Here is a 25,659-nt window from a genome sequence, read left to right on the forward strand (position 1 = left end):
TCGGTGGCCTTCGGCTATGGCGTCAGCGGGAGCGCCGCCAGCTCGGCCACGACCAGGGTGAGCGGGCCGAACAGGGCCAGCAGGGCACCGGCGCGCAGGGCCGCCGCGCTGCGGAGCATCGTGGCGGGCGCGCCGAGCCGCAGGAGGGCGGCGGTCGTGTCCGACCTCGCCTGCTTCGCCTCGACGGCGGCCGTGAGGAGCGTGGCGAGCGTGCAGCCGGTCACCAGGAGCACCCCGACGGTGGTGAGGGGGCCGACCTCGGGTCCGGTGGGGTCGTACAGCAGGGCCATCGCGTAGGTCCCGGAGGCCACCGCGCACACGACACCGAGGGGGCGGCCGATGCGGGTGGCCTCCGCCATCAGGACGCGGCCCGCGAGGAGGCGCAGGGCACCGGGCCGGGTCGACTGGAGGAGGCGACCGCACAGGTGGGTGAGGCCGGGGCCGGCCACCGCGAGACCCACGGCGGTGAGCAGCCAGCCGACCAGGACGGAGGGGGCTCCGGTGAGGCCGGCGGGGAGCGGGGTGTGGGCGGAGCCGGCGGTGCGGTGGGCGTAGGCCTCCACCGCCAGGCCGGCGGCGAGCACGGCGATCCCCCAGGGCAGGCCCTTGGGAGCTTCCTCGGGGGCCGCTGGGAGGGTGCCGTCCAGGGCACCGCCGTGGCCGGGCGCAAGATCGCCGTGGCCGTGCGCCAGGGGGAGGGCGGTGCCGTCGTCGAGAGCCGGGCGCCGCTCCTCCGCCACGGCGGCGGCAGTGGCCTTGGCCCCGTCTCCGGGTTCTCCCGCGCCCAGACGCGCGCGGAAACGGCCGTACGCTCCGAACGGCTCCCTCGCCGTGGTCCGGCCGTACGCCCCGAAGCGGCCGTACGACCGTGCTTCCCTCCTCGCCGACGCCGGCCGGTCGTCCCGGGGGCGCAGGACGAGCGCCACCGTCACCGACGCGATCGCCGGGACCAGGGCCAGCAGGGTCAGGGCGGCCGGCAGGGGCAGCGGGGAGCCCGCGGCCAGGAAGTCCGCCGCCGCTCCGTCGAAGGGCATGCCCGTCAGGTCGCCGCGCAGGTGGAGGAAGAACAGCAGGGCCAGCATCGAGCCGAGCAGGCTGGACAGGGCCGTGGTCGCCGCCGACACGGCCATCAGACGGGCCGGGCCCAGGCCGATCGCCGCGAGGCCGGGGCGGGGACGGGTGCCCGGATCGGTGCGGGCCACCGCCAGGGCGAGATGGACCGTGGCGGCCAGCGGGGTCAGGCACCAGGCCAGCCGCAGCAGGGAACCGGACGGGTCCGCGGGGTGGCTCATCGCGTGGCCGAGGGTGCACAGGAGGAGGAAGCCCGTGCCCGCCGACGCCAGGGCCACCAGCAGGCGGCGCAGCTGTACGGCGGGACGGGCGCCCCGGGTCAGACGGAGAGCGAGCACGCGGTACGGCCTTCCGGGTCGGCCATCGGGGGCAGGTGCACGGTGTTGACCCGGCGGCCGTCCAGGAGGGTGACGGTACGGTCCGCCAGCGCAGCGGTGTCGGTGTCGTGCGTCGCCAGGACCACGGTGATGCCGTGCGAGCGGGCCGCAGTGGTGAGCGTGCGCAGGACGTGGCCGCGGTCCGCTCGGTGCAACGGGGCCGTCGGCTCGTCCGCGAACAGCACCGACGGGGCCGGGGCCAGGGCGCGGGCGATGCACACGCGCTGGCGCTCGGACTGGGTCAGCTCGTGCGGGCGCCTGCGGGTGCGGTCGCCGATGTCGAGGCGCTCCAGCCACTCCAGCGCGGCCGTCCGGGCCCGCCGGCGGCCGGTGCCGCGCAGCATGAGGGGCAGGGCCGCGTTCTCCCAGGCGTTGAGCTCCGGGACGAGCACCGGGGCCGGGTCGATCCAGCCGAAGCGGTCCCGGCGCAGCCGCTCCCGGGTCATCGGGCCCATGGTGTGCACGGGCGCGCTGTTGAACCAGACCTCGCCGCGCTGGGCCGGGGTGAGCCCCGACAGGCATCTCAGCAGCGCGGTCTTGCCGCTGCCGCGCGGGCCGCTCACGGCGAGGATCTCGCCCTCGCGCACTCCGAGGGAGACGCCCTGGAGCGCCGGCGAGCCGTCGCGGTGGGTGAAGTGCAGGGAGCGTGCCCAGAGCACGTCGTTGTCGGGCGGGGCCTCCATGGGCGTACACCTCGTATCAGATCCGTAGTGCCGTGCTGATCCCCCGTGCGGGGGAACGAAGACAGGGCCGATCGGTTACCAGGCACGCTAAGGAGACGGGGGCGGGACGCCGTACAGCACACGGCCCGGGGTGGGCGCCTGTCACTCGGACGGGCGCACCCCGGGCCGTATAAGCCGGATATGCGGTCGGACCGCCGACGGCTAGAGCTTCGTCCAGGCCTCGGTGAGGGTCGCGCGCAGGATCTGCTCGATCTCGTCGAAGGTCCCCTGGTCGGAGATCAGCGGCGGGGCGAGCTGGACGACCGGGTCGCCGCGGTCGTCGGCACGGCAGTACAGGCCGTTGTCGTACAGGGCCTTGGAGAGGAAGCCGTACAGGACGCGCTCGGTCTCCTCGTCGTTGAAGGACTCCTTGGTCGTCTTGTCCTTGACGAGCTCGATGCCGTAGAAGAAGCCGTTGCCGCGGACGTCGCCGACGATCGGCAGGTCGTGCAGCTTCTCCAGCGTCGAGCGGAAGGCGCCCTCGTTGTCCAGGACGTGCTGGTTGAGGTTCTCGCGCTCGAACAGGTCGAGGTTGGCGAGGCCCACCGCGGCAGACACGGGGTGGCCGCCGAAGGTGTAGCCGTGCAGGAAGGTGTTGTCGCCCTTGTAGAACGGCTCGGCCAGGCGGTCGGAGATGATGCAGGCGCCGATCGGGGAGTAGCCCGAGGTCATGCCCTTGGCGCAGGTGATCATGTCCGGGACGTAGTCGAACTTGTCGCAGGCGAACATCGTGCCCAGGCGGCCGAAGGCGCAGATGACCTCGTCGGAGACCAGCAGGACGTCGTACTGGTCGCAGATCTCGCGCACCCGCTGGAAGTAGCCGGGCGGGGGCGGGAAGCAGCCGCCCGCGTTCTGCACGGGCTCCAGGAAGACCGCGGCGACCGTGTCCGGGCCCTCGAAGAGGATCTGCTGCTCGATCTGGTCGGCGGCCCAGCGGCCGAAGGCCTCCGGGTCGTCGCCGAACAGCGGGGCGCGGTAGATGTTGGTGTTCGGGACCTTGTGGGCGCCCGGGACCAGCGGCTCGAAGGGGGCCTTGAGGGCCGGCAGGCCGGTGATGGACAGGGCGCCCTGCGGGGTGCCGTGGTAGGCGACCGCGCGGGAGATGACCTTGTGCTTGGTCGGCTTGCCGGTGAGCTTGAAGTACTGCTTGGCGAGCTTCCAGGCGGTCTCGACCGCCTCGCCGCCGCCGGTGGTGAAGAAGACCTTGTTGAGGTCGCCGGGCGCGTGCTGCGCGAGGCGCTCCGCGAGTTCGACGGCCTTCGGGTGGGCATAGGACCACACCGGGAAGAACGCCAGGTCCTGCCCCTGCTTGAAGGCGGCCTCGGCGAGTTCCGTGCGGCCGTGACCGGCCTGCACCACGAACAGGCCCGCGAGGCCGTCGAGGTAGCGCTTGCCCTTGTCGTCGTAGATGTAGGTGCCCTCGCCCCGGACGATGGTCGGGACCGGGGAGTTCTCGTACGACGACATGCGGGTGAAGTGCATCCACAGGTGGTCGTACGCGGTGCGGCTGAGGTCCTTGGAGCTCACGGTTATCGGGTCCTCACGGTTATCGGGTTCCCCACATGTAGGTCTGCTTCTTGAGCTTCAGATAGACGAAGCTCTCGGTGGAGCGCACTCCGGGGATGGCCCGGATACGGCGGTTGATGACCTCCAGGAGGTGGTCGTCGTCCTCGCAGACGATCTCCACCATGAGGTCGAACGAGCCGGCGGTCATCACCACGTACTCGCATTCCGGCATGGCCGTCAGGGCCTCGGCCGCGGACTCCACGTCGCCCTCCACGTGGATGCCGACCATCGCCTGGCGCCGGAAGCCCACGGTGAGCGGGTCCGTGACGGCGACGATCTGCATCACGCCCTGGTCGAGCAGCTTCTGGACGCGCTGGCGCACGGCCGCCTCGGAGAGGCCCACGGCCTTGCCGATCGCGGCGTACGGACGGCGGCCGTCCTCCTGGAGCTGTTCGATGATGGCGAGGGAGACGGCATCCAGATGCGGGGTGCCGTTCCTGGACTCGCGGACGACCCGTGAGTCCCTGGGGTCTGTGCTTCGACTGGCCACGACGTCACTGTGCACGACGTCTCGACACTTCCGCAAGGCCGAGGCGATGAAATCCGTTGTTTACGCTACCGAGACCTGCGGATTTCGCAGCCTTGGCGCGATCGGGGGTGTTGAAAACGTGGGCCGCCCGATTAGGGTGGGTGTCTCAGCCAGTGGACAGTTCCAAACCCCCTCAGGAGGCCGGCAGTGAGCACCGAGCTGCGTCGTCTGCGCAACTACATCGACGGTGAGTTCCGGGACGCCGCCGACGGACGGACCACGGACGTGGTCAACCCCGCGACCGGTGAGGCGTACGCGACCGCGCCGCTGTCCGGGCAGGCGGACGTGGACGCGGCGATGGCCGCCGCGGCTGCCGCCTTCCCGGGCTGGCGGGACAAGACGCCCGCCGAGCGGCAGAAGGCCCTGCTGAAGATCGCCGACGCGTTCGAGGAGCGGGCCGAGGAGCTCATCGCGGCCGAGGTGGAGAACACCGGCAAGCCGATCGGGCTCACGCGGTCCGAGGAGATCCCGCCGATGGTCGACCAGATCCGCTTCTTCGCCGGTGCGGCGCGGATGCTGGAGGGCCGGTCCGCCGGTGAGTACATGGAGGGCCTGACCTCGATCGTGCGCCGCGAGCCGGTGGGCGTCTGCGCGCAGGTCGCGCCCTGGAACTACCCGATGATGATGGCCGTGTGGAAGTTCGCGCCGGCGATCGCCGCGGGCAACACGGTCGTGCTGAAGCCGTCGGACACGACGCCGGCGTCGACCGTCCTCATCGCCGAGATCATCGGCTCGATCCTGCCCAAGGGCGTCTTCAACGTCATCACCGGTGACCGGGACACCGGCCGGCTGATGGTCGAGCACCCGACCCCGGCGATGGCCTCCATCACCGGGTCCGTGCGGGCCGGCATGTCGGTCGCCGAGTCCGCGTCCAGGGACCTGAAGCGGGTGCACCTGGAGCTGGGCGGCAAGGCGCCGGTCGTCGTCTTCGAGGACACCGACATCGCCAAGGCCGTCGAGGACATCTCCGTCGCGGGCTTCTTCAACGCCGGTCAGGACTGTACGGCGGCCACGCGCGTGCTGGTGCAGTCCTCGATCCACGACGAGTTCGTGGCCGCGCTGGCGAAGGCCGCGTCCGAGACGAAGACGGGGCAGCCGGACGACGAGGACGTGCTGTTCGGTCCCCTCAACAACCCGAACCAGCTCAAGCAGGTTTCCGGCTTCATCGACCGGCTGCCCGCGCACGCGAAGGTCGAGGCGGGCGGTCACCAGGTCGGTGACAAGGGGTACTTCTACGCGCCGACCGTGGTGTCGGGGCTGAAGCAGGACGACGAGATCATCCAGAACGAGGTGTTCGGGCCGGTCATCACCGTGCAGTCCTTCTCCGACGAGGAGCAGGCCGTGTCCTGGGCCAACGGGGTCGAGTACGCGCTCGCGTCCTCGGTGTGGACCAAGGACCACGGCCGTGCGATGCGGATGTCGAAGAGGCTGGACTTCGGGTGCGTGTGGATCAACACGCACATCCCGCTGGTCGCGGAGATGCCGCACGGCGGGTTCAAGAAGTCGGGCTACGGCAAGGACCTGTCGGGGTACGGGTTCGAGGACTACACGCGGATCAAGCATGTGATGACGTCGTTGGACGCGTAGGTCTTCGGGGCGGGCGGGTGCTTGTTCGGCTGCGGGTGCGTGGGGGTCGGTCGCGCGGTTCCCCGCGCCCCTGGGTGGGGCAGCTGATCCGGTGCCTTGAGGTTTGACAAGGTGTCCGTCGCGCACCGCTCCGCTTGACGCTGCGTCGATTGTCGGTGCGCGGTGCGGGGCGGCATGCTGCCGCAATGCCCCTCGCACCGCGGACGTCTCCGCTCTCCCGTCGGACCCTGCTGCGCGCCCTCGGTGGCGGGGCCGTGCTGGGCGGGCTCGCCGGCTGCGGTGTGCCCGCTGCGTACGTGTCGGCGGGCGATCGGGCCGTCCCCGATCGCTCCGCCGCCGACAAGCGGCTGACCTGGGCGAACTGGCCGCTCTACATCGACACGGACGACTCCGACTCGACGAAGCGGCCGACGCTGGACGCCTTCGGCAAACGCACCGGGATCGCCGTCGACTACGTCGAGGAGATCAACGACAACGACGAGTTCTTCGGCAAGATCAGCCCCGCCCTGATGAACCACCAGCAGACCGGGCGCGACCTCGTCGTCGTCAGCGACTGGATGTGCGCGCGGTTCGTCCGGCTGGGCTGGGTGCAGGAGATGGACCGGGCGCGGCAGCCGAACGTCGCGAAGTACCTTGACCCGCTGCTGCGTTCACCCGCCTTCGACCCGGGCCGCAGGTACACCGTGCCCTGGCAGTCGGGGATCACCGGCATCGCGTACAACCGCAGGAAGCTGGGCCGCGAGATCCGGCACGTGAAGGACCTCTGGGCGAGCGACCTCAAGGGCCGGGTGACCCTGCTCTCCGGTCTCGACGAGGCCTTCGCGCTGCTCATGCAGGGCAACGGCGTCGACATCACCCGGTGGACGGCGGACGACTTCCACGAGGTCTGCGACCAGGTCGAGACGTACGTCAGGGGCGGCCGGATCCGCCGCTTCACCGGCAACGACTACACCAAGGACCTCGTCACCGGCGACGTCCTGGCCTGCCAGGCCTACTCCGGGGACGTGATCCAGCTCCGGGCGGACAACCCCGACATCCGCTTCGTCGTCCCCGAGGAGGGCGCGGAGCTGTGGTCGGACTCCCTGATGATCCCGGACCGGGCCCTTCACAAGACCAACGCCGAGCGGCTGATCGACTACTACTACGAGCCCGAGGTCGCCGCCGAACTCGCCGCCTGGGTCAACTACGTCTGCCCCGTCCCGGCCGCGCGGGAGGTCCTGGCCGCGTCGAAGGACGAGGACACGGCCGCGCTCGCCGAGAACCCCCTGATCTTCCCCGACGCGGAGATGCGCGAACGGCTGGTGATCGCGCGGGACATCACGTCGAAGGAGCGGGTCGGGTTCGCCAAGCGGTGGAACGCGATCGTGGGGTTGTGAGAGCGCCCAGGTAGCGACACTCAATGTTTTGAACATGTTCAATTCCAGGCGTACGCTGCTGCCATGAGTGACAGAGCCGCCCAACTCAGGGGCATCCGCGCATGGCTGGTGGTCTTCGTCGTCTGCCTGGTGCTCAGCGGGGTCACCGCGTTCCCGCTGGTCCACGAACTGCGGTGGACCGAGGACGTGCTGCGGCACCTGCCCGCGCCGGACGCCCTGACGGACTGGATCACCCGGGTCCGGCACGGACTCGACACCGCCGACGCCGACTATCCCTTCCTCCTCTACGGCACGGACTGGCTGGCCTTCGCCCACCTGGTCATCGCGGTCGCCTTCTACGGCCCCTACCGCGACCCGGTCCGCAACATCTGGGTCGTCGAGTTCGGGATGATCGCCTGCGCGGGGATCATCCCGCTCGCCCTGATCTGCGGACCGATCCGGGGCATCCCGTTCTGGTGGAGCGTGCTCGACATGGCGTTCGGGGTGCTCGGAGTGGTCCCGCTGTATGTCGTACGGAGGAAGATCAAGCAGTTGGAGGCGCTCACCCCGCCCGGCGTCCGGGCCGTGCCCGCTACCTGAGCGCGGCCGCGACGATCCGGCCGACGACCGGGTTCGCGTCCTCGCTCTTCGCGTCGGTGGAGTTGACCGAGTAGACGGTCGTGCGGCGCAGGTCGCAGGTGCCGGCGATCGCCGAGTTGTAGCCGTACCGGCCACCGGTCTTGACCCAGTACACGGTCCCGCCGGACTCGAAGCGCTGGAGGCCGCCCGCGCTGTAACTCGCCCCCGTGATGTCCGCCGGGACCGCGAACAGCTCCTTCATCAACGGCCGCGGGACGATCCGGCCCCGGAAGAGACCGGTGAGCAGGCGCTCCAGGTCCGCGGTCGTGGAGATCATGTCCCCGGCCGCGAACCGGTCCGCCTGGTTCCATTCCGTGACGTCCAGGAGTTCCGTGGTTCCGTCTGCCCTCCGCACCGCCTGGTAGCCCCGGTTGTGCGGACCGAGGATGCGCGGGTCGGTGCCCGGGAAGTACGTGTCCCGCATCCCGGCCGGCGCCAGCACCAGCCGGGCGGCCTCCGAGGCGTACGACCGCCCCGTCACCCGCTCGATCAGCAGACCGAGGAACGTGTAGTTGATGTTGAGGTAGTGCTGCCGCCTACCCGGGCAGAACTCCGGCTCCTTGGCGCCCGCGGACGCGGCCACCCGCTGCGGGTCGAGCGTCTCGAAGCGGCGGGCGTACACCTCCTCGAAGGTGGTGCCGAGACCGTCGCCCGCCGGGATGCCGCTGGTGTGGTTCAGCAACTGCCGGACGGTGACCGGCCGGAACCGGCTGCCCAGGAGACCGGGCAGACAGTCCTGGACCGGCCCCTCCAGGTCGATCCGCCCCTCGGCGGCCAGCCGCAGTACCGTCGCCGCCGTCACCACCTTCGTCGTCGACCCGGCCCGGAAGCGGGCGTCGGGGTCGGCGGGCCGCCCGCTCTCCAGGTCGTGCACGCCCGCACTGCCCCGCCATCTGCCGTCCCGGCCGCCGACCCGCACCAGGGCGGCGGTGGCGTCCGCGTCCGGAAGCCCGGCGATCGCGGCGCGTAACGCCTCGGCGTCCGGCCCGGAGGCGGTGCGAGCGGCCGCCGGGGAGGCGGGCAGGGCGACGGCCAGGGGTGCGGCGAGGGCGCCGGAGAGGAGGCTTCTGCGACGGAAGTCGGGCACGGGTCGGCTCCTGGGGGTGTGGATGGCTGTGTGATCATCCTGCGGGGCCGTCGAGAGAGCGGGATCCTCACGGAGGAGGGCCTCGACCCTGGTGGAACCCTGAGCAACTCGCGCTTCCTGCAAGGGAGTTGCCCGGAGAAACCCCCTAGGGGAGAAGAACTGCTGTCGCGGAGGCGGAGGCCGGGGCGCCTTCACTGCCGGGCTCAGGGGTGCTACCCCGCGGTGTCGGCCGCCCGCAGGGCGCAGAGCAGGTCCACGCGGTTGGTCGTGATCGAGTCGACGCCCATCTCGGCGAGCCGGCGCATCGAGCGGCGGGTGTCCGGCGTCCACACGGAGATCAGATACCCGTCCGTGTGGATGCGTTCGGCGAGGTCCCGGTCCATGAGGCCGAAGCGGTAGTTGAGCCAGCGGGGCTTGACCGCGTTCAGCAGGGCGGGGCGCGGGGGTGCGAGGCTCGTCCAGGTGAGCGCGATCTCCGCGGACGGGTCGGCCTCGCGGACGGCGAGCATGGCGCCGGCGTCGGCACAGTAGTAGACGCGGTCCTGGGCGCCCTCCTCCCGGACCACGTCGACGATGCGGCGGGCGACCCGCACCTCGCGGGTGCCGGGCAGGTCCAGCATCAGGCGGTCGCCCTCGGTGGCCCGCAGCGCCTCCGCGAGCGTCGGCACCCGGCCGTCGGTCAGCCCGCGCACCTCGTCCGCGGACAGGGACAGCAGCGGACGGTCGTGCTCCCACAGCCGTTTCAGCGTGTGGTCGTGGAGGAGGACCGGCACGCCGTCCCTGGTGAGCCGTACGTCGACCTCCACCGCGTCCGCGCCCAGGTCGAGCGCGGTACGCAGGGAGTCGATCGTGTTCTCACGGACGCGGTAGGGGGCGCCGCGGTGTGCCACGGCCGTCAGCTTCTGCATGGGCCCATTGTGGTGGGTTCGCTGCGGTTGGTTCGTTGCGGTTGGTTCGCTGCGGTGGGCTCAGGGGGCGAGCCAGGAGGCGGTGCGGCTGTCGATCTCGTCCTTGATCCTCGCCTTGCCGGGTTCGTCCAGGAAGGACGCGTCGACGGCGTTCTTCGCGAGTTCCGCCAGGCCGCGTTCGTCGAGGTCCAGGAGCCTCGCCGCCACGGCGTACTCGCTGTTGAGGTCGGTCCCGAACATCGGCGGGTCGTCGGAGTTGATCGTGACGACGACCCCGGCCCGCACGAACTCCTTGATCGGGTGCTCGTCGAGGGTGCGGACGGCCCGGGTGGCGATGTTGGAGGTGGGGCACACCTCCAGCGGGATGCGGTGCTCGGCCAGGTGCGCGAGGAGCTTCGGGTCCTGGGCGGAGCTGGTGCCGTGGCCGATGCGCTCGGCGCGGAGGTGGGTGAGGGCGTCCCACACCGTCTCCGGGCCGGTCGTCTCGCCGGCGTGCGGGACGGAGTGCAGGCCGGCGGCGATGGCCCGGTCGAAGTACGGCTTGAACTGGGGGCGGGGGACGCCGATCTCGGGGCCGCCGAGCCCGAAGCTCACGAGGCCCTCCGGGCGGAGGCGGTCGTCGGTGGCGAGCCGGGTCGTCTCCTCGGCGGCCTCCAGGCCGGCCTCGCCGGGGATGTCGAAGCACCAGCGCAGGACCGTGCCGAACTCGGACTCCGCCGCCTTGCGGGCGTCCTCGATCGCCTCCATGAACGCGCGCTCGTCGATGCCGCGGCGGGTGGAGGAGAACGGGGTGACGGTGAGCTCCGCGTAGCGGACCTGCTGGCGGGCGAGATCCCTGGCGACCTCGAAGGTCAGGAGCCGGACGTCCTCGGGGGTGCGGATCAGGTCGACGACGCTGAGGTAGACGTCGATGAAGTGGGCGAAGTCCGTGAAGGTGAAGTAGTCGACGAGGGCTTCGGGGTCGGTGGGGACCTTGGAGTCGGGGTGGCGGGCGGCGAGTTCGGAGACGATGCGGGGGGAGGCGGAGCCGACGTGGTGGACGTGTAGTTCGGCCTTCGGCAGTTCGGCGATGAAGGCGGAGAGGGGGTGGGGGTTGGTGTCGGGTGTCGTCGGCATGCGGGCCTTCCCTGATCGGCTGATCTGTGGGGTCATCGTAGGACGGGGGGTGGGGTGGGGGTTGTGGGTGGTTGGTTGTCTGCGGGGTGGGTGGGGGCGGGCGTTTTGCGCAGTTCCCCGCGCCCCTGGATGCCTGCGGCGGCCCGTTGCGGTTCGGTGGGGGCTTGTGTAGCGCGTGCGGGTGCGTTGTGGGTCGGTGCCGGGGTGGGGGGTGTCCGTCCTCGGTCCGGCGGCTCGGTCTCTCGATCAGGGGCCCGGTTCCGGACGCCGGCCGCTGCGGGCGGACACCCCCCACCCCGTCCCCTTCACGCCGTACGCGGCGAACGGTGCCGTCGTAGCGCACGTGGACTGCAACTCCTCAGGGGCGCGGGGAACTGCGCGACAAGCCACGACGCACCCGCACCCGCCCGACAAGTGAACCCGGCACCCCCCTAGGCGCCCGGCCCAAGCCCAGCGCAGCGGGGGCGCGGGGAACTGCGCGACCAGCCACGACGGACCCGCACCCGCCGGACAACCGAACCCCGCATCCCCCCTGCTCAAGCCCACCCCGGCCGGCCTGCCGGGTAGCATGGGCGTACGAACGACCTAGGGGGACATGGGCATGACGGACGGAATGCAGTCGGGTGGGGAGGGTGGGCGGGACCCGTGGGCCGCGCCCGAGAGTGGGCCCTCGTTGGAGAAGAGCCCGCCGCCGCCCTCCGTGCACGATCAGAACACCGTGACGTCGGTGCCCAGTGACGGGTACGGCTTTCCGCCCCCCGCCCCCGCGGCCCCCACCCCCGGTTACGGCTACCCCGCCCCCGAGCAGGGACCCGGTGGGCCCGGTTTCGTGCCGCCGCCTCCCATCGCGCCCGGCGGTCCCGGTGCCGGGGCCGGATACGGATACCCCGGCTATCCGCAGGCCCCGCAAGCCCCGCAGGGCTACGGCTGGGCCCCGCCCGTGCCCCCGCAGAACGGGATGGGTGTCGCCGCGATGGTGCTGGGCATCCTGTCCTGCGCCCTGTTCTGCTTCTACGGCATCCTCTCGCTCGCGCTCGGTGTCCTCGCCATCGTCTTCGGCATCAAGGGACGCAAGCGGGCCGAGCGTGGTGAGGCCACCAACCGGGGACAGGCGCAGGCCGGTTTCATCACCGGGATCATCGGGACGATCCTCGGTCTGATCGTGCTCGTCTTCATGGCCTTCGTCATCGTGGCCGCCGTCAACTCCGACGACGAGCCCGACTACTACGACGGCTCCCTGCCCGCCGCCGCGGCGGCCCAGCAGCACTGACGTCCGATCAGGCGTCTCTGAGGCGCTCCCGCGCCTCCATCAGCGCGAAGCCCAGCAGGTTCGGGCCGCGCCAGCGCTCGGGGTCGCCGGCCGCCTCGTCGTCCGCGGCGAGGCCGATGCCCCAGACGCGGTCGACCGGGCTGGCCTCCACCAGCACCCGGTCGCCGGTGCCCAGGAGGAACGCGCGCAGGTCGTCGTGGGCCGCGAACTTGTGGACGCTGCCCTCGACGACGATCCCGAAGCGCTCCCGCTGCCAGACCTGCTCGTCGAAGCCGCGCACCAGACGGCCCGCCTTCTTGGCCTCGGCCGGGTGCCCGGCGGACAGCACCCGCGTTTCCGCTTCCCGGTCCTCGAAAAGCCGCGCCTTGCCCGCCATCATCCAGTGCTCGGCGGTCGCATAGGTCACTCCGGCCACCACGAACGGTGACGGCCACCACTGGCTCAGGCAGCTCGCGCCGACGCGGCCGTCCGGACGCGGGCGGTGTCCCCAGAAGTGCAGATACTTGATGTGTGCGCCTGCTCGGACCTGCTTGACCAGGGCGTCCTGCGTGTCGATCTTCCCCGTGATCTTCCCCATGCACGCGAGTCTGACAGGCACCACTGACACTCCGTCCTGCCTTTTCGGGGGCGACTCGACACCTGGTCGACAGATTCCGTCGCGTAACCGAAAGGCAACAACGGAATCACTTGTAGGAGTGTCATTGCTCTGTCAGGATCGGCACTCAAATCGAGCTGGAGCTACGCCACCCACCCTCGGGAGCCGAGGGGTCACGGCGGAGGAGAGCGACATGCACAAGCCGGGCAGTGCCACCCCGGACCGGTTCGCGGCCCAGGAGCGCTTCGCCGAGGGCGCGCAGTTCATCGGCGGGCGTCTCACCAGGGGGACCTCCGGGCGGACGCACGCGGTCGTCGACCCCGCGAGCGGGGAGGAGGTCCTCAGCTATGAACTGGCGGGCGCGGCGGATGTGGATGCCGCCGTCGCCGCGGCCCGGGCGGCCTTCCCGGGCTGGGCGGGCGCCACTCCCGGTGAGCGGTCCGACGCCCTGCACCGGTTCGCCGCCGTGCTCGCCGACCGGGCCGAGGACTTCGCCCGCGCGGAGTCCCTCCAGTGCGGGAAGCCGCTGAAGCTGACCCGGGAGTTCGACGTCCCGGGGACCATCGACAACACCTCCTTCTTCGCCGGTGCCGCACGGCATCTTCAGGGGCAGTCCGCGGGGGAGTACTCCGGGGACCACACGTCGTACGTGCGGCGTGAGGCCATCGGGGTCGTCGGGTCCATCGCGCCCTGGAACTATCCGCTCCAGATGGCCGCCTGGAAGATCCTTCCGGCCATCGCGGCGGGCAACACGATCGTCCTGAAGCCCGCCGAGATCACTCCGCTCACGTCCCTGCTCTTCGCGCAGGCCGCCGTCGACGCCGGGATCCCCGCCGGGGTCGTCAACATCGTCACCGGGACCGGGAAGGAGGCCGGGGAGCGTCTCGTCGGCCATCCCGACGTGGCCATGACCTCCTTCACCGGGTCGACCGCGGTCGGCAAGCGGGTCGCCGAGATCGCCACCGCCACCGTCAAGCGGCTGCATCTGGAGCTGGGCGGCAAGGCTCCCTTCGTCGTGTTCGACGACGCCGATCCGGAGGCCGCCGTCCACGGGGCCGTCGCCGGCGCGCTCATCAACACCGGGCAGGACTGCACGGCCGCCACGCGCGCGTACGTGCAGCGACCGCTGTACGAGGCGTTCGTGGAGCGGACCGCCGCCCTCATGGAAACCGTCCGGCTCGGCGACCCGTTCGCCGCCGGTACCGATCTCGGGCCGCTGATCTCACACGTCCAGCGGGACCGGGTCGCCGGGTTCGTCGACCGTGCGCGTGGCTACGCGCGCGTGGTGACCGGCGGGGAGGTGCCCGGGGGAGAGCTCGCCAAGGGTGCCTACTACAAGCCCACCCTCGTCGCCGACGCCGCCCAGGACAGCGAGATCGTCCAGTCCGAGATCTTCGGGCCGGTGCTCGTGGTGCTGCCGTTCGATACTGATGACGAGGGCATCAGGCTCGCCAACGACACGCCGTACGGGCTCGCCGCCTCCGCCTGGAGCCGGGACGTCTACCGGGCGAACCGCGCCACGCGGGAGATCAAGGCCGGGTGCGTGTGGGTCAACGACCACATCCCGATCATCAGCGAGATGCCGCACGGCGGGTACAAGGCGTCCGGCTTCGGCAAGGACATGTCCTCGTACTCGTTCGAGGAGTACACGCAGATCAAGCACGTCATGTTCGACAACACCGCGGTGGCCGCGAAGGACTGGCACCGCACGATCTTCGGGGACCGATAGCCATCGTTCAGGCCGCCCGACCAGCGGCCGCCCACCTTCCCGAAAGGGCACCAGCGCATGGAGCAGTACGAGCCCGACCGCCTGTCGCCGGCCGTGGCGGCCGCGATGCGGCGCAGCCTTCGCAACGGCCGGGCGGCGATGACCCGCCGGTCCCTGTTGCGCGCCTCCGCGGGCGGCGCGCTCACCGTCGGTGGCCTCGGCGCACTGAGCGCCTGCGGCATCCCCGCGGCCGGCAAGACACAGGGCGGCCAGTCCGCCGACGACCACTCGGCCAAGGAGAAGGAGGTCAACTTCTCCAACTGGCCCGAGTACATCGACGTGGACGACAGCGAGAAGCACCACCCCACGCTGGACGCGTTCCGCAAGCGGACCGGCATCACGGTCAAGTACACCGAGGACATCAACGACAACGACGAGTTCTTCGGCAAGATCCAGCCGCAGCTCGCCGCGGGCCAGGACACCGGCCGCGACCTGATCGTCCTCACCGACTGGCTGGCCGCCCGCATGATCCGGCTCGGCTACGTCCAGAAGCTGGACGCGTCGAACCTGCCGCACGCCTTCGCCAACCTCTCGGACCAGTTCCGCAGCCCCGACTGGGACCCGGGCCGCGCCTACTCGTACGTGTGGCAGGGCATCTCGACCGTCGTCGCCTACAACAAGAAGGCCCTCGACGGCGTCGAGGTGAAGTCGATCTCCGACCTCCTCGACAATCCCAAGCTCAAGGGCCGTGTCGGCTTCCTGACCGAGATGCGTGACACCGTCGGCATGACCATGCTGGACATGGGCAAGGACCCGGCGAAGTTCACCGACGACGACTACGACGCCGTCATCGCCCGGCTCCAGAAGGCCGTCGACAAGGGACAGATCCGTCGCTTCACCGGCAACGACTACACGTCCGACCTCACCAAGGGCGACTTCGCCGCATGCGTGGCCTGGGGTGGCGACATCGTCCAGCTGCAGGCGGACAACCCGGACGTCGGCTACGTCATCCCCGACAGCGGCTACATGACGTCGACCGACAACATGCTGATCCCCAACAAGGCCCGGCACAAGACGAACGCAGAGCGGCTCATCGACTACTACTACGAGCCCGAACCGGCCGCCGAACTCGCCGCCTACGTCAACTACGTCAGCCCGGTCGCGGGAGTGGTGCCCTATCTGTCCAGGATCGACAAGACGGCGGCGAGCAACCCGCTGATCGTCCCCGACAAGGCCATGCAGGCAAAGTCCCACGCCTTCCGCGCACTGAGCTCGAAGGAAGAGACGGCCTACCAGCAGAAGTTCGCGAAGCTCACAGGGGCGTGACGAAGATGACCAAGGACACCAGCGGCGACGTCCGCCTCTCCGGTATCAGCAAGACGTACGACAACGGCTTCACCGCCGTGCACCCGCTGGACCTGACCGTGCCCCAGGGCTCCTTCTTCGCCCTGCTCGGCGCCTCCGGCTGCGGCAAGACGACCACCCTGCGCATGATCGCCGGTCTGGAGGAGCCCACCACGGGCACCGTGCACCTCGGCGACCAGGAGGTCACCCGGCTGCCTCCCTACAAGCGGCCGGTGAACACCGTCTTCCAGTCGTACGCCCTCTTCCCGCACCTCGACATCTTCGAGAACGTCGCCTTCGGTCTGCGCCGGCGCGGCATCAAGTCGGTGAAGAAGCAGGTCGAGGACATGCTGGAGCTCGTGCAGCTGGGTGAGCAGGCCCGCAAGAAGCCGCACCAGCTGTCGGGTGGCCAGCAACAGCGGGTCGCGGTGGCGCGGGCGCTGATCAACACGCCCAAGGTGCTTCTCCTCGACGAACCGCTCGGCGCCCTCGACCTCAAACTGCGCCGTCAGATGCAGCTGGAGCTCAAGCGCATCCAGACCGAGGTCGGCATCACCTTCGTGCACGTCACGCACGACCAGGAGGAGGCCATGACCATGGCCGACACGGTCGCCGTGATGAACGCGGGCCGCGTCGAGCAGCTCGGCTCGCCGACCGACCTGTACGAGAACCCGCAGACCACCTTCGTCGCCAACTTCCTCGGCACCTCCAACCTCATCGAGGCCGAGGTCGACTCGAAGAGCGGCGGCGAGATCGTCCTGAAGGCCGGCGGCGGCAAGCTGGTCCTGCCCGAGGCGCGCTACTCCGGGCCCGCGGCGACCGGCGGCAAGGTGCTCGTCGGTGTCCGGCCCGAGAAGATCTCCCTCACCCACGCGGACCAGGCCGGGGAGATCCCCGAGGGCCGCAACCGCATCACCGGGACGATCGCCGACTCCTCCTTCATCGGCGTCTCCACGCTGTACGTCATCGACAGCCCCGTCTGTCCCGAGTTCGAGGTCTACGCCCAGAACATCGACCGCGACGCCCGCCTGGTGCCCGGCGCCGAGGTCGTCCTGCACTGGAACCCGGCCCACACCTTCGGTCTGGACGCGGCCCAGGACATCGACGCCGGCATCCAGGAAGAGGCGACGGTCTGATGGCGACGCTCACCGAGGCGCCCCCGCCTCTCTCGCCGACCGCGCCGGAGAAGAAGCCGCCCCGCAGAAGGGGCCGCTTCACGCCGTACTGGCTGCTGCTGCCCGGCATCCTCTGGCTGCTGGTCTTCTTCGCGCTGCCGATGATCTACCAGGCCTCCACGTCCGTGCAGACGGGCTCCCTGGAGGAGGGCTACAAGGTCACCTGGCACTTCGCCACCTACTGGGACGCGCTGTCCGAGTACTGGCCGCAGTTCCTGCGGTCGATCCTGTACGCCGGTGCAGCGACGATCCTCTGTCTGGTGCTGGGATACCCGCTGGCGTACCTGATCGCGTTCCGCGCGGGCCGCTGGCGGAACCTGATCATGATCCTGGTGATCGCGCCGTTCTTCACCAGCTTCCTGATCCGCACCCTCGCCTGGAAGACGATCCTCGCGGACGGCGGCCCGGTCGTCGGCGTCCTCAACACGCTGCACGTCCTGGACGTCACCGACTGGCTCGGCTGGACCGCCGGCGACCGTGTCCTTGCCACGCCGCTCGCGGTGGTGTGCGGTCTGACGTACAACTTCCTGCCGTTCATGATCCTGCCGCTCTACACCTCCCTGGAGCGCATCGACGGACGGCTCCACGAGGCGGCCGGCGACCTGTACGCCAAGCCGGTCACCACCTTCCGCAGGGTGACCTTCCCGCTGTCGATGCCGGGCGTGGTGTCCGGGACGCTGCTGACCTTCATCCCGGCGGCCGGTGACTACGTGAACGCCGAACTCCTCGGCTCGACCGACACACGCATGATCGGAAACGTCATCCAGACCCAGTTCCTGCGGATTCTGGACTATCCGACGGCCGCAGCCCTCTCCTTCATCCTCATGGCCGCGATTCTCCTCATGGTCACCTTCTACATCCGCAAGTCCGGGACGGAGGATCTGGTTTAAATGGCCCTCGTCAACTGGCTCAAGCGCCATTTCGTCGTCATCGCGGGACTGCTGACCCTCGGATATCTCCTGTTGCCGAACATCGTCGTCACGGTGTTCTCCTTCAACAAACCGAAGGGCCGCTTCAACTACCAGTGGCAGCAGTTCTCCACGGACGCCTGGAAGGACCCCTGCGGCGTCGCCGGCATGTGCGGCTCGCTGTCGATCAGCCTCCAGATCGCCTTCTGGGCGACGGTCGGCGCGACCGTCCTCGGCAGCATGATCGCCTTCGCGCTGGTCCGGTACCGGTTCCGCGCGCGGGGCACCGTGAACTCGCTGATCTTCCTGCCGATGGCGATGCCCGAGGTCGTCATGGCGGCCTCGCTGCTCACCCTCTTCCTCAACCTGGGCGCACAGCTGGGTTTCTGGACGATCCTGATCGCCCACATCATGTTCTGCCTCAGCTTTGTCGTCGTCGCTGTCAAAGCGCGCGTGATGTCGATGGACCCGCGCCTGGAGGAGGCAGCCCGGGATCTGTACGCGAGTCCCGTCCAGACCTTCCTCCGGGTGACCCTGCCCATCGCGGCCCCCGGAATCGCCGCGGGCGCGTTGCTGTCCTTCGCGCTCTCCTTCGACGATTTCATCATCACCAACTTCAACGCGGGCTCGACCGTCACCTTCCCCATGTTCGTCTGGGGTTCGGCGCAGCGTGGAACCCCGGTGCAGATCAATGTGATCGGTACGGCCATGTTCCTGGTCGCCGTACTCCTGGTGCTCACCTCGATGGTCATCAGCAACCGCCGTAACAAGCAAAAGGCGTAAGCCCTTTTCACGAGCCCCCTGTAGGGAGTTGACATCATGGCCCCGAGCGCCATGAGCCGTTGGACGAAGGCACTCTCCGAAGCCCAGCCGGTCCCGTACTGGCTGGACGACCCCGGCAGGCCGCACCCCGAGCCCGCCCTCACCGGCGCCGAGACCTGCGACCTGCTGGTCGTCGGCGGTGGGTACAGCGGGCTGTGGACCGCGCTCAACGCGAAGGAACGCGATCCGCAGCGGGACGTCGTCCTGCTGGAAGGCCGTGAGGTGGGCTGGGCCGCCTCCGGTCGCAACGGCGGCTTCTGTGCGGCCTCCCTCACGCACGGTCTGCCCAACGGGCTGACCCGCTGGCCGGACGAGATCGTGAAGCTCCAGGAGCTGGGCGCCCGCAACCTCGACGAGATCGAGAAGGCAGTCGCCCGGCACGACCTGGACTGCGAGTTCGAGCGCACCGGCGAGATCGACGTGGCGACGGAGACGTACCAGGCGTGGGAGCTGCGCGACTGGTACGAGGAGCTCCGGGAGAAGGGCCTCGCCGACGGCATCGACTTCCTGGACGCGGACGCCGCGCGCGAACAGGTCGCCTCGCCCACCTTCGAGGCGGGGCTGTGGGACCGCCGGGGCGTGGCCATGCTCAACCCGGCCAAGCTGGTCTGGGGCCTGAAGCGGGCGTGTCTGGGACTCGGCGTCCGGGTCTACGAGAACACGCCGGCCCTGGATCTGAAGTCGTACGGCGCCGGCATGGCCGTACGCACTCCGTACGGGACCGTCAGGGCGCGCAAGGTGGCCCTCGGCACCAACATCTTCCCGAACCTGGTCAAGCGGGTACGGGCGTACACCGTGCCGGTCTACGACTACGCGCTGATGACCGAGCCGCTGAGCGAGGAGCAGCTCGCGGCGGTCGGCTGGAAGAACCGGCAGGGGCTCGGGGACTCGGCGAACCAGTTCCACTACTTCCGGCTCTCCGCCGACAACCGGATCCTGTGGGGCGGTTACGACGCCGTCTACTCCTACGGCGGCCGGGTGCGCGCCGAGTACGACGACCGGCCCGAGACGTACGCCAAGCTCGCCGGGCACTTCTTCACCTGCTTCCCGCAGCTGGAGGGAGTGCGCTTCACCCACGCGTGGGGCGGCGCGATCGACACCTGCTCGCGGTTCTCCGCGTTCTACGGCACCGCCCACCAGGGCAGGGTCGCCTACGCGGCCGGCTACACGGGCCTCGGTGTCGGCGCGACCCGGTTCGGCGCCGACGTGATGCTGGATCTGCTGGCCGGGGAGCGCACCGAGCGGACCTCGCTGGCGATGGTCCGCAAGAAGCCGCTGCCCTTCCCGCCGGAGCCCTTCGCCTGGACCGGCATCGCGCTGACCAAGTGGTCGCTGGCCCGCGCCGACTCGCACGGGGGCCGGCGCAATCTGTGGCTCAGGACGATGGACAAGCTCGGCCTGGGATTCGACAGCTGAACGATCGTATGTGATCTGATTCACTCCAACGGGTGGTCAGAACCCGCGTAATGCCTGCCAGGGGACCTTCCTCTCCCTCGTGACGCGAACAGCGTCGACGAGAGACAGGGAGGTCTTCTCATGACTGGGGCGAAGACGGCGGTCGAGTGGCTGGCATCCGTCGCACCGGATCCCGAGGCCTGCCGCTGGGAGTGGGAGCGCAACCCCCTCGGGGTGGCCCTGCTGCCAGCAGGCAAGGCCTGGGACGTCCTGATCCTGCCGGGCGAGCTCGGCTATCCCACGCTCGACGTCCTCACCCGCATCCTCGACCAGCTCGGCCCGGTGCTCGTCGACTTCGGCGACGCGCGCATGGGCTTCTTCGTGCCGCCGGGGACCGCGGCCCGCTGGCTGGGCACCGGCATCCGCACGGCGGGCGCCGGTACCTGGATCGTGGTGCCGTATCCGGGCCGGGTGGCCGGCGCCGGCGTGCGCTGGCTGGTCCCGCCGGACGGCTCGGGAACCCTCACCGACCCGGCACTGCTCGAACTGGCGATGCACGAGGCGGCGGCGGGCCTGGCGACGGAGAACGACGGCTGATCCGACGCACCACCGCGCTGTCGTCGGCCGCCCGTGCGGCCGACGCGGACCGTACGGTCCTGTGCGCAGTGGGAGTGCGGCGCTGCGGGCGTCCCCCGCCGGCAGCGACCACGCCCAGTGTGCCCAGACGTGACCGTCCAGGCTGACACGCGCACCCTGTCCGGGCTCCCACCACGCGGTGCCGACTTTCACACCGCCATGACCGACATGGTGACAGTCACTCCAGAACCGCCGACCACACCGTCGCGAGCGTCGAGGCCCGCTCGGCGTCCTCCAGGGCGCCGAGCACCGAAGGAAGATGCAGGGACACGGAGCGCACCCGGGCGGACGTGGTGCCGTCCCAGCGGCGTACGGCGATGTTCCCCCGTGTCGCCGAGACGCTCCCGGGGTGGATGAGCACGCACGTCGGCGGGCCGCCGGAGGGCTGCCGGGCCAGCGCGTGCGCGTACAGGAACGCCTGGTAGAGGTCGGAGGGGCTCAGCTTCCTGCTGTCGTAGAGCTTGTACTTCACGTCGACCGGACGGCAGAGCGGCTCGCCGTCGACGGTCCCGGTGACGAGCACGTCCGGGCGGACCTCCCCGTAGGGACGTTCCGTTCGCTCGTCGTACAGCACTCCCCGGTGCCGGGCCTGGTCGCGCACGGTGAGTCCGGTGCCGGTGGCCGCCTCGCGCAGCAGACGCGTGAGGAACGCCTCGAACAGGACGTTCATGTCCACGAGGAAGGCCCGCGAGGCGAGCGGACCCGGCGCCAGGAGGTCGGCGACACCGCCGCCGGACAGCAGCAGGGCCGCCCAGCGGTGGGCGCTGCGGTAGTGGGTGTTGTGCCGGTGGTAGTCGAGTCCGGCCAGCGCGGACCGGAGGTCACCCAGCCGGGTGGGTGCGACTCGCGCGAAGCTGGTCGCCGCGCGGCGGGCCCTTGCACGTACGGCAGGACTTCCGGCCGTGCGTGCCGCGAGATCGACCGCGGCGGCGCAGAGACGGTTGTCGAGGATGTCGGTGTCGTGTTCGTCGAAACGGCAGGCGAGCCGGTCCAGCCGACCGTAGTGCCGCATGAGTTGACGGTCCGGCAGGATTCGGCCGCGTACGGCCGGAAGGTCGTCCTCGGTGGTGACGTAGTCCTGGCGCACTCCGCGGGACAGCAGACGTTCGCACTCCTCGGTGAGCAGAAGGGCGACCAGGTCCCGCAGATGCGGGGCGCCCTCGCGCACCGTCCGCGTGGCGTCGAGCGGCGGGATCCCACGGCCCGCCGCGTACTCCAGCATGCGCAGCACGTCGAGTTCGCCGCCGAGGTACTTGGGCAGGATCCGGATCTCGCAGGCGTCGAACCGGATCACCCCGACAGAGGGGCCCGCGGTCACCTCCAGCCTCCCGCCCGCGAGTTCCCGGACGGCGAGGCGCGATGCGAGCTGCTCGCTCGCGCACAGGGCATGGTCGGCCGGGCCGAGCCGGATCCCCTCGACGACCCTGGTCTCGTACTCCCGCAGATCGATCCGGCGCGGTCCGCTTCCCCGCAGTGTCGCCACGGAGCTACTCCACCGCCCCCGCTTTGACCTGGAGTTCGGTGTAGAGGGCGGTGACCAGCCCCTCGTCGCTGAGATCCCGCACGGTGTGCGCCTCCAGATCGACCAGCGTTTCGCCGAGGAAGACGGCGAGCAGGGAGTAGTCGTCGTAGGCGTACTCCTGGAGGAGGGGCAGGATCTCGTCACGGACGATCGCGGCCAGCCCGGACACGGTGTCGACCGGGGCTCCGTTCGGCAGGAAGAAGGCCTGCCCGATCTGCTTCTCGCGGTCGAGATGGGTCCGTATGCGCTGGTTCAGCGCATCGAGCAGGTCGGCGAGGTGCAACTGTTCCACATGGCACCCTTGGAGGGGCGCCGAGTCGGGGAGCTGCTCCAGGAAGGCGAAGCGACGGCGGACGGCAGCGTCCAGCATCCGGATGGAGCGGTCGGCCGTGTTCATGGTGCCGACCAGGTACACGTTGTCCGGCACGGTGAACTGCTCCTGGCTGAGCGGCAGCAGTACCTGGCAGCCCCGCTTGTCCTTCTCCAGCAGGGTGATCAACTCGCCGAAGATCTTCGGCAGGTTGCCGCGGTTCAGTTCGTCGACGACGACCAGGTAAGGGTGGCCAGGGTCGGTGGCGGCTGCCTGGCACACCCGCTTGAACACCCCGTCGACCCGGTCCAGCATCAGACCGCCGGGCCCGCCCTTCACCGGACGGAAGCCCTCCACGAAGTCCTCGTAGCCGTAGCCGGGGTGGAAGGTGACCGTGGTCAGCCGGCCCGCCGCGGTCAACGCGTCCAGCGTGCGCCGGAAGGCCCGGGCGCCGGGCTCCGCGTACGGGTCCACCTCCGGCAGGTCGCTGCAGAGCTCACCGAGCCAACGGACCGCGAAACGCAGGGCGGTGTAGGTCTTGCCCGTGCCCGGCGGCCCGTACAACACCGCCTGGCCCCGCCGGTCGAGCGCCTCGGCGAGCGGGGCCAGCCCGGCGTCCAGAGGGCGCGCGGCCTCGACGGGATCGGAGACCGGATCGTCCTCGACGGAGGGTGCCGCCGACTTGGCCCGCCGGATCCTGCTCCACACCTGGGCCGAGACGTCCTTGACGGTGACGGTCGCCCATGACCGCTCGGGTTCCTCCAGCCGTCCCGCGAAGCTGTCGTCCCATTCGACCTCGACCGTGTGCCGGTACTGCGCCCGGTCCTCCCGCCACGTGTAGCCGTCACCCGCCACCCGGCCCACACCGAGGATCTCGCTCGTCCCCTTGTTGGCGACGACAAAGTCGCCGGGCCTCAGACTCTGGAGTTTCCAGACCTCGTTGGCCTTCGCGGAGATCTTCGACTGGTAGCCGTTGTACTCGTCCGTGTAGGCGGTTATGAACGCCGCCAGGAACTCGTCCTTGTCGGCGAACGAGCGCAGGTCCGCCACCTCGTCCCAGCCGACCGCAATGTAGCCACCGTCCCGGCACTCGTCCCACAGCGAGCCGTTCGCGCCGGGCGCGATCTTCACAATCTGCTGCGTCCGGACCGGGTTGGTCCACCAGTACAGGAACAGCACCACCAGGTCGTACGGCCAGCCCACGAACCGTTCCTCGGCGTCGATGACCTCCTTTAGCCGGGCGTGGAGGGCGAAACGGTCCAGTTTGGGCACGGGCTCGCCGGTGAGATGGTGGACGAAGTGCCGTACGACGTCGTGGCCGTAGACCGCGAGGGAGGTCTCCGGCGCGTAGATCCGCAGCGTCTTGGCGACCAGGGCGGGGCCCGAACGCACCGCGTCGATGGTGTCGATGTCGGCGATCCGGCCCTCGCGGGCGGCGGTCACGGCCGCGACGATCCCGGACCGTACGGCCTGCCAGGCCTCCTGCTCGTCGGCGTAGCGCGAGTCGTGCCACCAGGAACCGTCCTGGCTGCGCTGGTAGATGAGGTGCTTGGTCGAGGAGCCACCGGCGATGCTGCCGAGTGCCTTGCTGCCGAACTCCAGCTGATAGCAGTACGGCCGAGTGTTGGCGCTGTCCCCCTGCCCGAGGGCGTACCGCTCCAGCGGCAGGGTCGGCCAGTCCTCCCAGGGGAAGGCACGGCGTACGTCCTCGGCCGCCCCCTTCATCGCGCGCAGTTCCTCCGCGAAGCGGTCGCCGGCGAAGGCGCGAACCGCTTCGTCCAGGGGCCACGGCCGCATCGTCGCGGCCTGGTGAGGCGAGATGGGGCGCAGTACGCAGCTGCATGCGCTGGTGAGGGGTTGCCCGGAGCCGCCGAGAAGGCCGACAGATCGGGCGAACGCGGTGCGGCCCCCCGTGTCGTGCGACGGTGCCGAGTCGATGAGCCGCCGCCACAGCAGTCGGTCGGGGTCCGGGAAGCGGGGCAGCCTGTCGCCGTCGGTGAGATGGCCGCACCGGGGATCGTGGTGGATCTTGCGGCCGTACAGGGGGAGGACGACCTCGCCCGGTGACGGGGTCAGTGCGAAGTCGTGGTTCTCGAAGGTGACCGTCACCTGGTGCTGCTCGTCGGGCATGGTGCTTTCCCCCGGTCCCGGCCCCGTCTCGCGACCGGCTATGCGCTCTCGTCCTGTGTCGGACCCTGACCGTAGCGCCTGAGAGCCATCGCCAGTAGCTGAAGCAGCACCGCCGACAGACACCAGCTGGCCACCACGTCCAGGGGCCAGTGGAAGCCGTGGCGGACCAGGCCGAAGGAGACGGCGAGGACGAGGAGGGTGCAGCCGAGGACCAGGGCTCGGCGGGAGCGGGGCGTGCGGAGCCACGGGAGGACCATGAGGGTCGCGGCGCCGTAGGCGATGGCCGCGGTGGCGGTGTGCCCGGAGGGGAAGTAGCCGGTCGCGGGCGGCACGACCGGGGTGCCCGGGCGGTCCGTGAGTTCCTTGAGCGGCACGATCAGGGCCGGGACCAGGGCCATGAGGACGGCCGCAGCGACGGGCGGGAACCACCAGCGGTCCGTGGCGGCACGGCGGCCACGCCAGGCCGAGAAGAGGATCGCGGCCACCAGGACCGGCACCGCGACGCCGATGTTGCCGAGGTCGGCCAGGAGCGCCGAGGCGCGGTCCGGGTGGATCAGTGCGCGGCTGACCCGTTCGTCGACACGCAGAAGCGGCCCGTCCTCGACGACCTGCCAGGTGACCAGGGCGAAGAGGAGGGCCGGAATGCCGAGAAGGAGGATGAGGAAGGCCGGCCGCCCCGGAACAGGGGGGGTGGTTCCGGGGCGGCCGATCAGATCGGGTCGTCGGCCGCCCCGGGGGGTTTGGGGCGGGCGACTGTCCGATCGGTGAGGAGATCCGGAGCCAGAGGCTCCAGCAGTGTGCGCGAGGGCACGACCAGGTCGAAGCTGGGGAGGCCCCGGCCTGGCGTCGCCCACAGTCCCCTGTGGGCGGGGTGTATCTCTCATCTG

21 protein-coding genes and 1 pseudogene are annotated in these 25,659 nt (G+C 70.3%); 11 read left to right on the plus strand and 11 right to left on the minus strand.

What is annotated here, in order from left to right; translation table 11 throughout:
- Positions 1–14: 14 nt before the first annotated feature.
- The 4 genes from H295_RS0128615 to H295_RS0128630 all read right to left on the minus strand — a co-directional run bounded on the left by H295_RS0128615 (position 15) and on the right by H295_RS0128630 (position 4,241).
- Positions 15–1,409, minus strand: coding sequence for a hypothetical protein (locus H295_RS0128615; RefSeq protein ID WP_020138784.1), 1,395 nt, complete (start codon positions 1,407–1,409; stop codon positions 15–17).
- Positions 1,391–2,131: an ABC transporter ATP-binding protein gene (locus tag H295_RS0128620; RefSeq protein WP_020138785.1), complete on the minus strand. Its 741-nt coding sequence runs from the start codon at positions 2,129–2,131 to the stop codon at positions 1,391–1,393. The genes H295_RS0128615 and H295_RS0128620 overlap by 19 nt, the downstream gene beginning before the upstream one ends.
- 201 nt (positions 2,132–2,332) lie before the next feature.
- The gene (locus H295_RS0128625) at positions 2,333–3,697 is read right to left on the minus strand and encodes an aspartate aminotransferase family protein (protein WP_020138786.1); all 1,365 of its coding nucleotides are present in this window, start codon (positions 3,695–3,697) and stop codon (positions 2,333–2,335) included.
- Between the two features lie 19 nt (positions 3,698–3,716).
- A complete protein-coding gene (locus tag H295_RS0128630) occupies positions 3,717–4,241 on the minus strand; it encodes an Lrp/AsnC family transcriptional regulator (RefSeq protein WP_020138787.1) in 525 nt (174 codons plus the stop codon).
- A 171-nt stretch (positions 4,242–4,412) separates the two neighbouring features.
- Between H295_RS0128630 and H295_RS0128635 the strand changes: the two genes are divergently transcribed.
- From H295_RS0128635 to H295_RS0128645, 3 genes are all read left to right on the plus strand, one after another.
- The gene (locus H295_RS0128635; RefSeq protein WP_020138788.1) at positions 4,413–5,852 is read left to right on the plus strand and encodes a gamma-aminobutyraldehyde dehydrogenase; all 1,440 of its coding nucleotides are present in this window, start codon (positions 4,413–4,415) and stop codon (positions 5,850–5,852) included.
- 185 nt (positions 5,853–6,037) lie between these two features.
- Entirely contained in the window at positions 6,038–7,228 is a 1,191-nt protein-coding gene (locus tag H295_RS0128640) for a polyamine ABC transporter substrate-binding protein (RefSeq protein ID WP_020138789.1), read from the plus strand.
- Positions 7,229–7,291: 63 nt separating this feature from the next.
- Positions 7,292–7,807: a hypothetical protein gene (locus tag H295_RS0128645; protein WP_020138790.1), complete on the plus strand. Its 516-nt coding sequence runs from the start codon at positions 7,292–7,294 to the stop codon at positions 7,805–7,807.
- Here the strand turns inward: H295_RS0128645 and H295_RS0128650 are convergent.
- The 3 genes and pseudogenes from H295_RS0128650 to H295_RS0128660 all read right to left on the minus strand — a co-directional run bounded on the left by H295_RS0128650 (position 7,800) and on the right by H295_RS0128660 (position 10,973).
- Positions 7,800–8,933: a serine hydrolase domain-containing protein gene (locus tag H295_RS0128650; RefSeq protein WP_020138791.1), complete on the minus strand. Its 1,134-nt coding sequence runs from the start codon at positions 8,931–8,933 to the stop codon at positions 7,800–7,802. The genes H295_RS0128645 and H295_RS0128650 overlap by 8 nt on opposite strands.
- 212 nt (positions 8,934–9,145) lie before the next feature.
- Positions 9,146–9,841: a glycerophosphodiester phosphodiesterase gene (locus H295_RS0128655; protein ID WP_020138792.1), complete on the minus strand. Its 696-nt coding sequence runs from the start codon at positions 9,839–9,841 to the stop codon at positions 9,146–9,148.
- A gap of 60 nt (positions 9,842–9,901) precedes the next feature.
- Positions 9,902–10,973, minus strand: a pseudogene (locus H295_RS0128660) (adenosine deaminase).
- Positions 10,974–11,558: 585 nt separating this feature from the next.
- Between H295_RS0128660 and H295_RS0128665 the strand changes: the two are divergent.
- A complete protein-coding gene (locus H295_RS0128665; RefSeq protein ID WP_028809837.1) occupies positions 11,559–12,227 on the plus strand; it encodes a DUF4190 domain-containing protein in 669 nt (222 codons plus the stop codon).
- A 7-nt stretch (positions 12,228–12,234) separates the two neighbouring features.
- On the opposite strand, the gene H295_RS0128670 is transcribed toward H295_RS0128665, so the two are convergent.
- Positions 12,235–12,804 (minus strand): NADAR family protein, encoded by a 570-nt coding sequence (locus tag H295_RS0128670; protein ID WP_020138795.1) that lies wholly within the window; start codon positions 12,802–12,804, stop codon positions 12,235–12,237.
- 211 nt (positions 12,805–13,015) lie between these two features.
- Here H295_RS0128670 and H295_RS0128675 point away from each other — a divergent pair, with 211 nt between their 5' ends.
- The 7 genes from H295_RS0128675 (at position 13,016) to H295_RS0128705 (ending at position 20,771) form a co-directional block, all read left to right on the plus strand.
- On the plus strand, positions 13,016–14,551 hold the full coding sequence (locus tag H295_RS0128675) for a gamma-aminobutyraldehyde dehydrogenase (protein WP_020138796.1): 1,536 nt from the start codon (positions 13,016–13,018) through the stop codon (positions 14,549–14,551).
- 57 nt (positions 14,552–14,608) lie between these two features.
- Positions 14,609–15,856 carry an ABC transporter substrate-binding protein gene (locus H295_RS0128680; RefSeq protein ID WP_020138797.1) on the plus strand — a complete coding sequence of 416 codons (1,248 nt, stop codon included), beginning with the start codon at positions 14,609–14,611 and terminating at the stop codon, positions 15,854–15,856.
- A 5-nt stretch (positions 15,857–15,861) separates the two neighbouring features.
- Positions 15,862–17,010, plus strand: coding sequence for an ABC transporter ATP-binding protein (locus tag H295_RS0128685; RefSeq protein ID WP_043218112.1), 1,149 nt, complete (start codon positions 15,862–15,864; stop codon positions 17,008–17,010).
- Positions 17,010–17,939 (plus strand): ABC transporter permease, encoded by a 930-nt coding sequence (locus H295_RS0128690; RefSeq protein WP_020138799.1) that lies wholly within the window; start codon positions 17,010–17,012, stop codon positions 17,937–17,939. Before H295_RS0128685 ends, H295_RS0128690 begins: the two co-directional genes overlap by 1 nt.
- On the plus strand, positions 17,940–18,740 hold the full coding sequence (locus H295_RS0128695; RefSeq protein ID WP_020138800.1) for an ABC transporter permease: 801 nt from the start codon (positions 17,940–17,942) through the stop codon (positions 18,738–18,740). It begins immediately after the preceding gene.
- 36 nt (positions 18,741–18,776) lie between these two features.
- Complete coding sequence (locus tag H295_RS0128700; RefSeq protein WP_020138801.1) at positions 18,777–20,195, plus strand: NAD(P)/FAD-dependent oxidoreductase; 1,419 nt, start codon at positions 18,777–18,779, stop codon at positions 20,193–20,195.
- Positions 20,196–20,315: 120 nt separating this feature from the next.
- The gene (locus tag H295_RS0128705; protein ID WP_020138802.1) at positions 20,316–20,771 is read left to right on the plus strand and encodes a hypothetical protein; all 456 of its coding nucleotides are present in this window, start codon (positions 20,316–20,318) and stop codon (positions 20,769–20,771) included.
- A 217-nt stretch (positions 20,772–20,988) separates the two neighbouring features.
- Here the strand turns inward: H295_RS0128705 and H295_RS0128710 are convergent, their stop codons facing one another.
- Genes H295_RS0128710 through H295_RS0128720 form a run of 3 tightly spaced genes read right to left on the minus strand, consistent with a single transcriptional unit; the run spans position 20,989 to position 25,626 of the window.
- Entirely contained in the window at positions 20,989–22,293 is a 1,305-nt protein-coding gene (locus H295_RS0128710; protein ID WP_020138803.1) for an McrC family protein, read from the minus strand.
- 4 nt (positions 22,294–22,297) lie between these two features.
- Positions 22,298–24,772: an McrB family protein gene (locus H295_RS0128715; protein ID WP_020138804.1), complete on the minus strand. Its 2,475-nt coding sequence runs from the start codon at positions 24,770–24,772 to the stop codon at positions 22,298–22,300.
- Positions 24,773–24,810: 38 nt separating this feature from the next.
- A complete protein-coding gene (locus tag H295_RS0128720; RefSeq protein ID WP_020138805.1) occupies positions 24,811–25,626 on the minus strand; it encodes a phosphatase PAP2 family protein in 816 nt (271 codons plus the stop codon).
- Positions 25,627–25,659 lie beyond the last annotated feature (33 nt).

Source organism: Streptomyces sp. 351MFTsu5.1 (genome assembly GCF_000383655.1).
GTDB classification, from domain to species: Bacteria; Actinomycetota; Actinomycetes; order Streptomycetales; family Streptomycetaceae; genus Streptomyces; species Streptomyces griseorubiginosus.

Coding starts and splice junctions, on each gene's coding strand:
- H295_RS0128620 (WP_020138785.1), bottom strand. CDS start 2,131: ATGGAGGCCCCGCCCGACAACGACGTGCTCTGGGCACGCTCCCTGCAC.
- H295_RS0128640 (WP_020138789.1), top strand. CDS start 6,038: ATGCCCCTCGCACCGCGGACGTCTCCGCTCTCCCGTCGGACCCTGCTG.
- H295_RS0128645 (WP_020138790.1), top strand. CDS start 7,292: ATGAGTGACAGAGCCGCCCAACTCAGGGGCATCCGCGCATGGCTGGTG.
- H295_RS0128655 (WP_020138792.1), bottom strand. CDS start 9,841: ATGCAGAAGCTGACGGCCGTGGCACACCGCGGCGCCCCCTACCGCGTC.
- H295_RS0128665 (WP_028809837.1), top strand. CDS start 11,559: ATGACGGACGGAATGCAGTCGGGTGGGGAGGGTGGGCGGGACCCGTGG.
- H295_RS0128670 (WP_020138795.1), bottom strand. CDS start 12,804: ATGGGGAAGATCACGGGGAAGATCGACACGCAGGACGCCCTGGTCAAG.
- H295_RS0128675 (WP_020138796.1), top strand. CDS start 13,016: ATGCACAAGCCGGGCAGTGCCACCCCGGACCGGTTCGCGGCCCAGGAG.
- H295_RS0128680 (WP_020138797.1), top strand. CDS start 14,609: ATGGAGCAGTACGAGCCCGACCGCCTGTCGCCGGCCGTGGCGGCCGCG.
- H295_RS0128685 (WP_043218112.1), top strand. CDS start 15,862: ATGACCAAGGACACCAGCGGCGACGTCCGCCTCTCCGGTATCAGCAAG.
- H295_RS0128690 (WP_020138799.1), top strand. CDS start 17,010: ATGGCGACGCTCACCGAGGCGCCCCCGCCTCTCTCGCCGACCGCGCCG.
- H295_RS0128695 (WP_020138800.1), top strand. CDS start 17,940: ATGGCCCTCGTCAACTGGCTCAAGCGCCATTTCGTCGTCATCGCGGGA.
- H295_RS0128700 (WP_020138801.1), top strand. CDS start 18,777: ATGGCCCCGAGCGCCATGAGCCGTTGGACGAAGGCACTCTCCGAAGCC.
- H295_RS0128705 (WP_020138802.1), top strand. CDS start 20,316: ATGACTGGGGCGAAGACGGCGGTCGAGTGGCTGGCATCCGTCGCACCG.
- H295_RS0128715 (WP_020138804.1), bottom strand. CDS start 24,772: ATGCCCGACGAGCAGCACCAGGTGACGGTCACCTTCGAGAACCACGAC.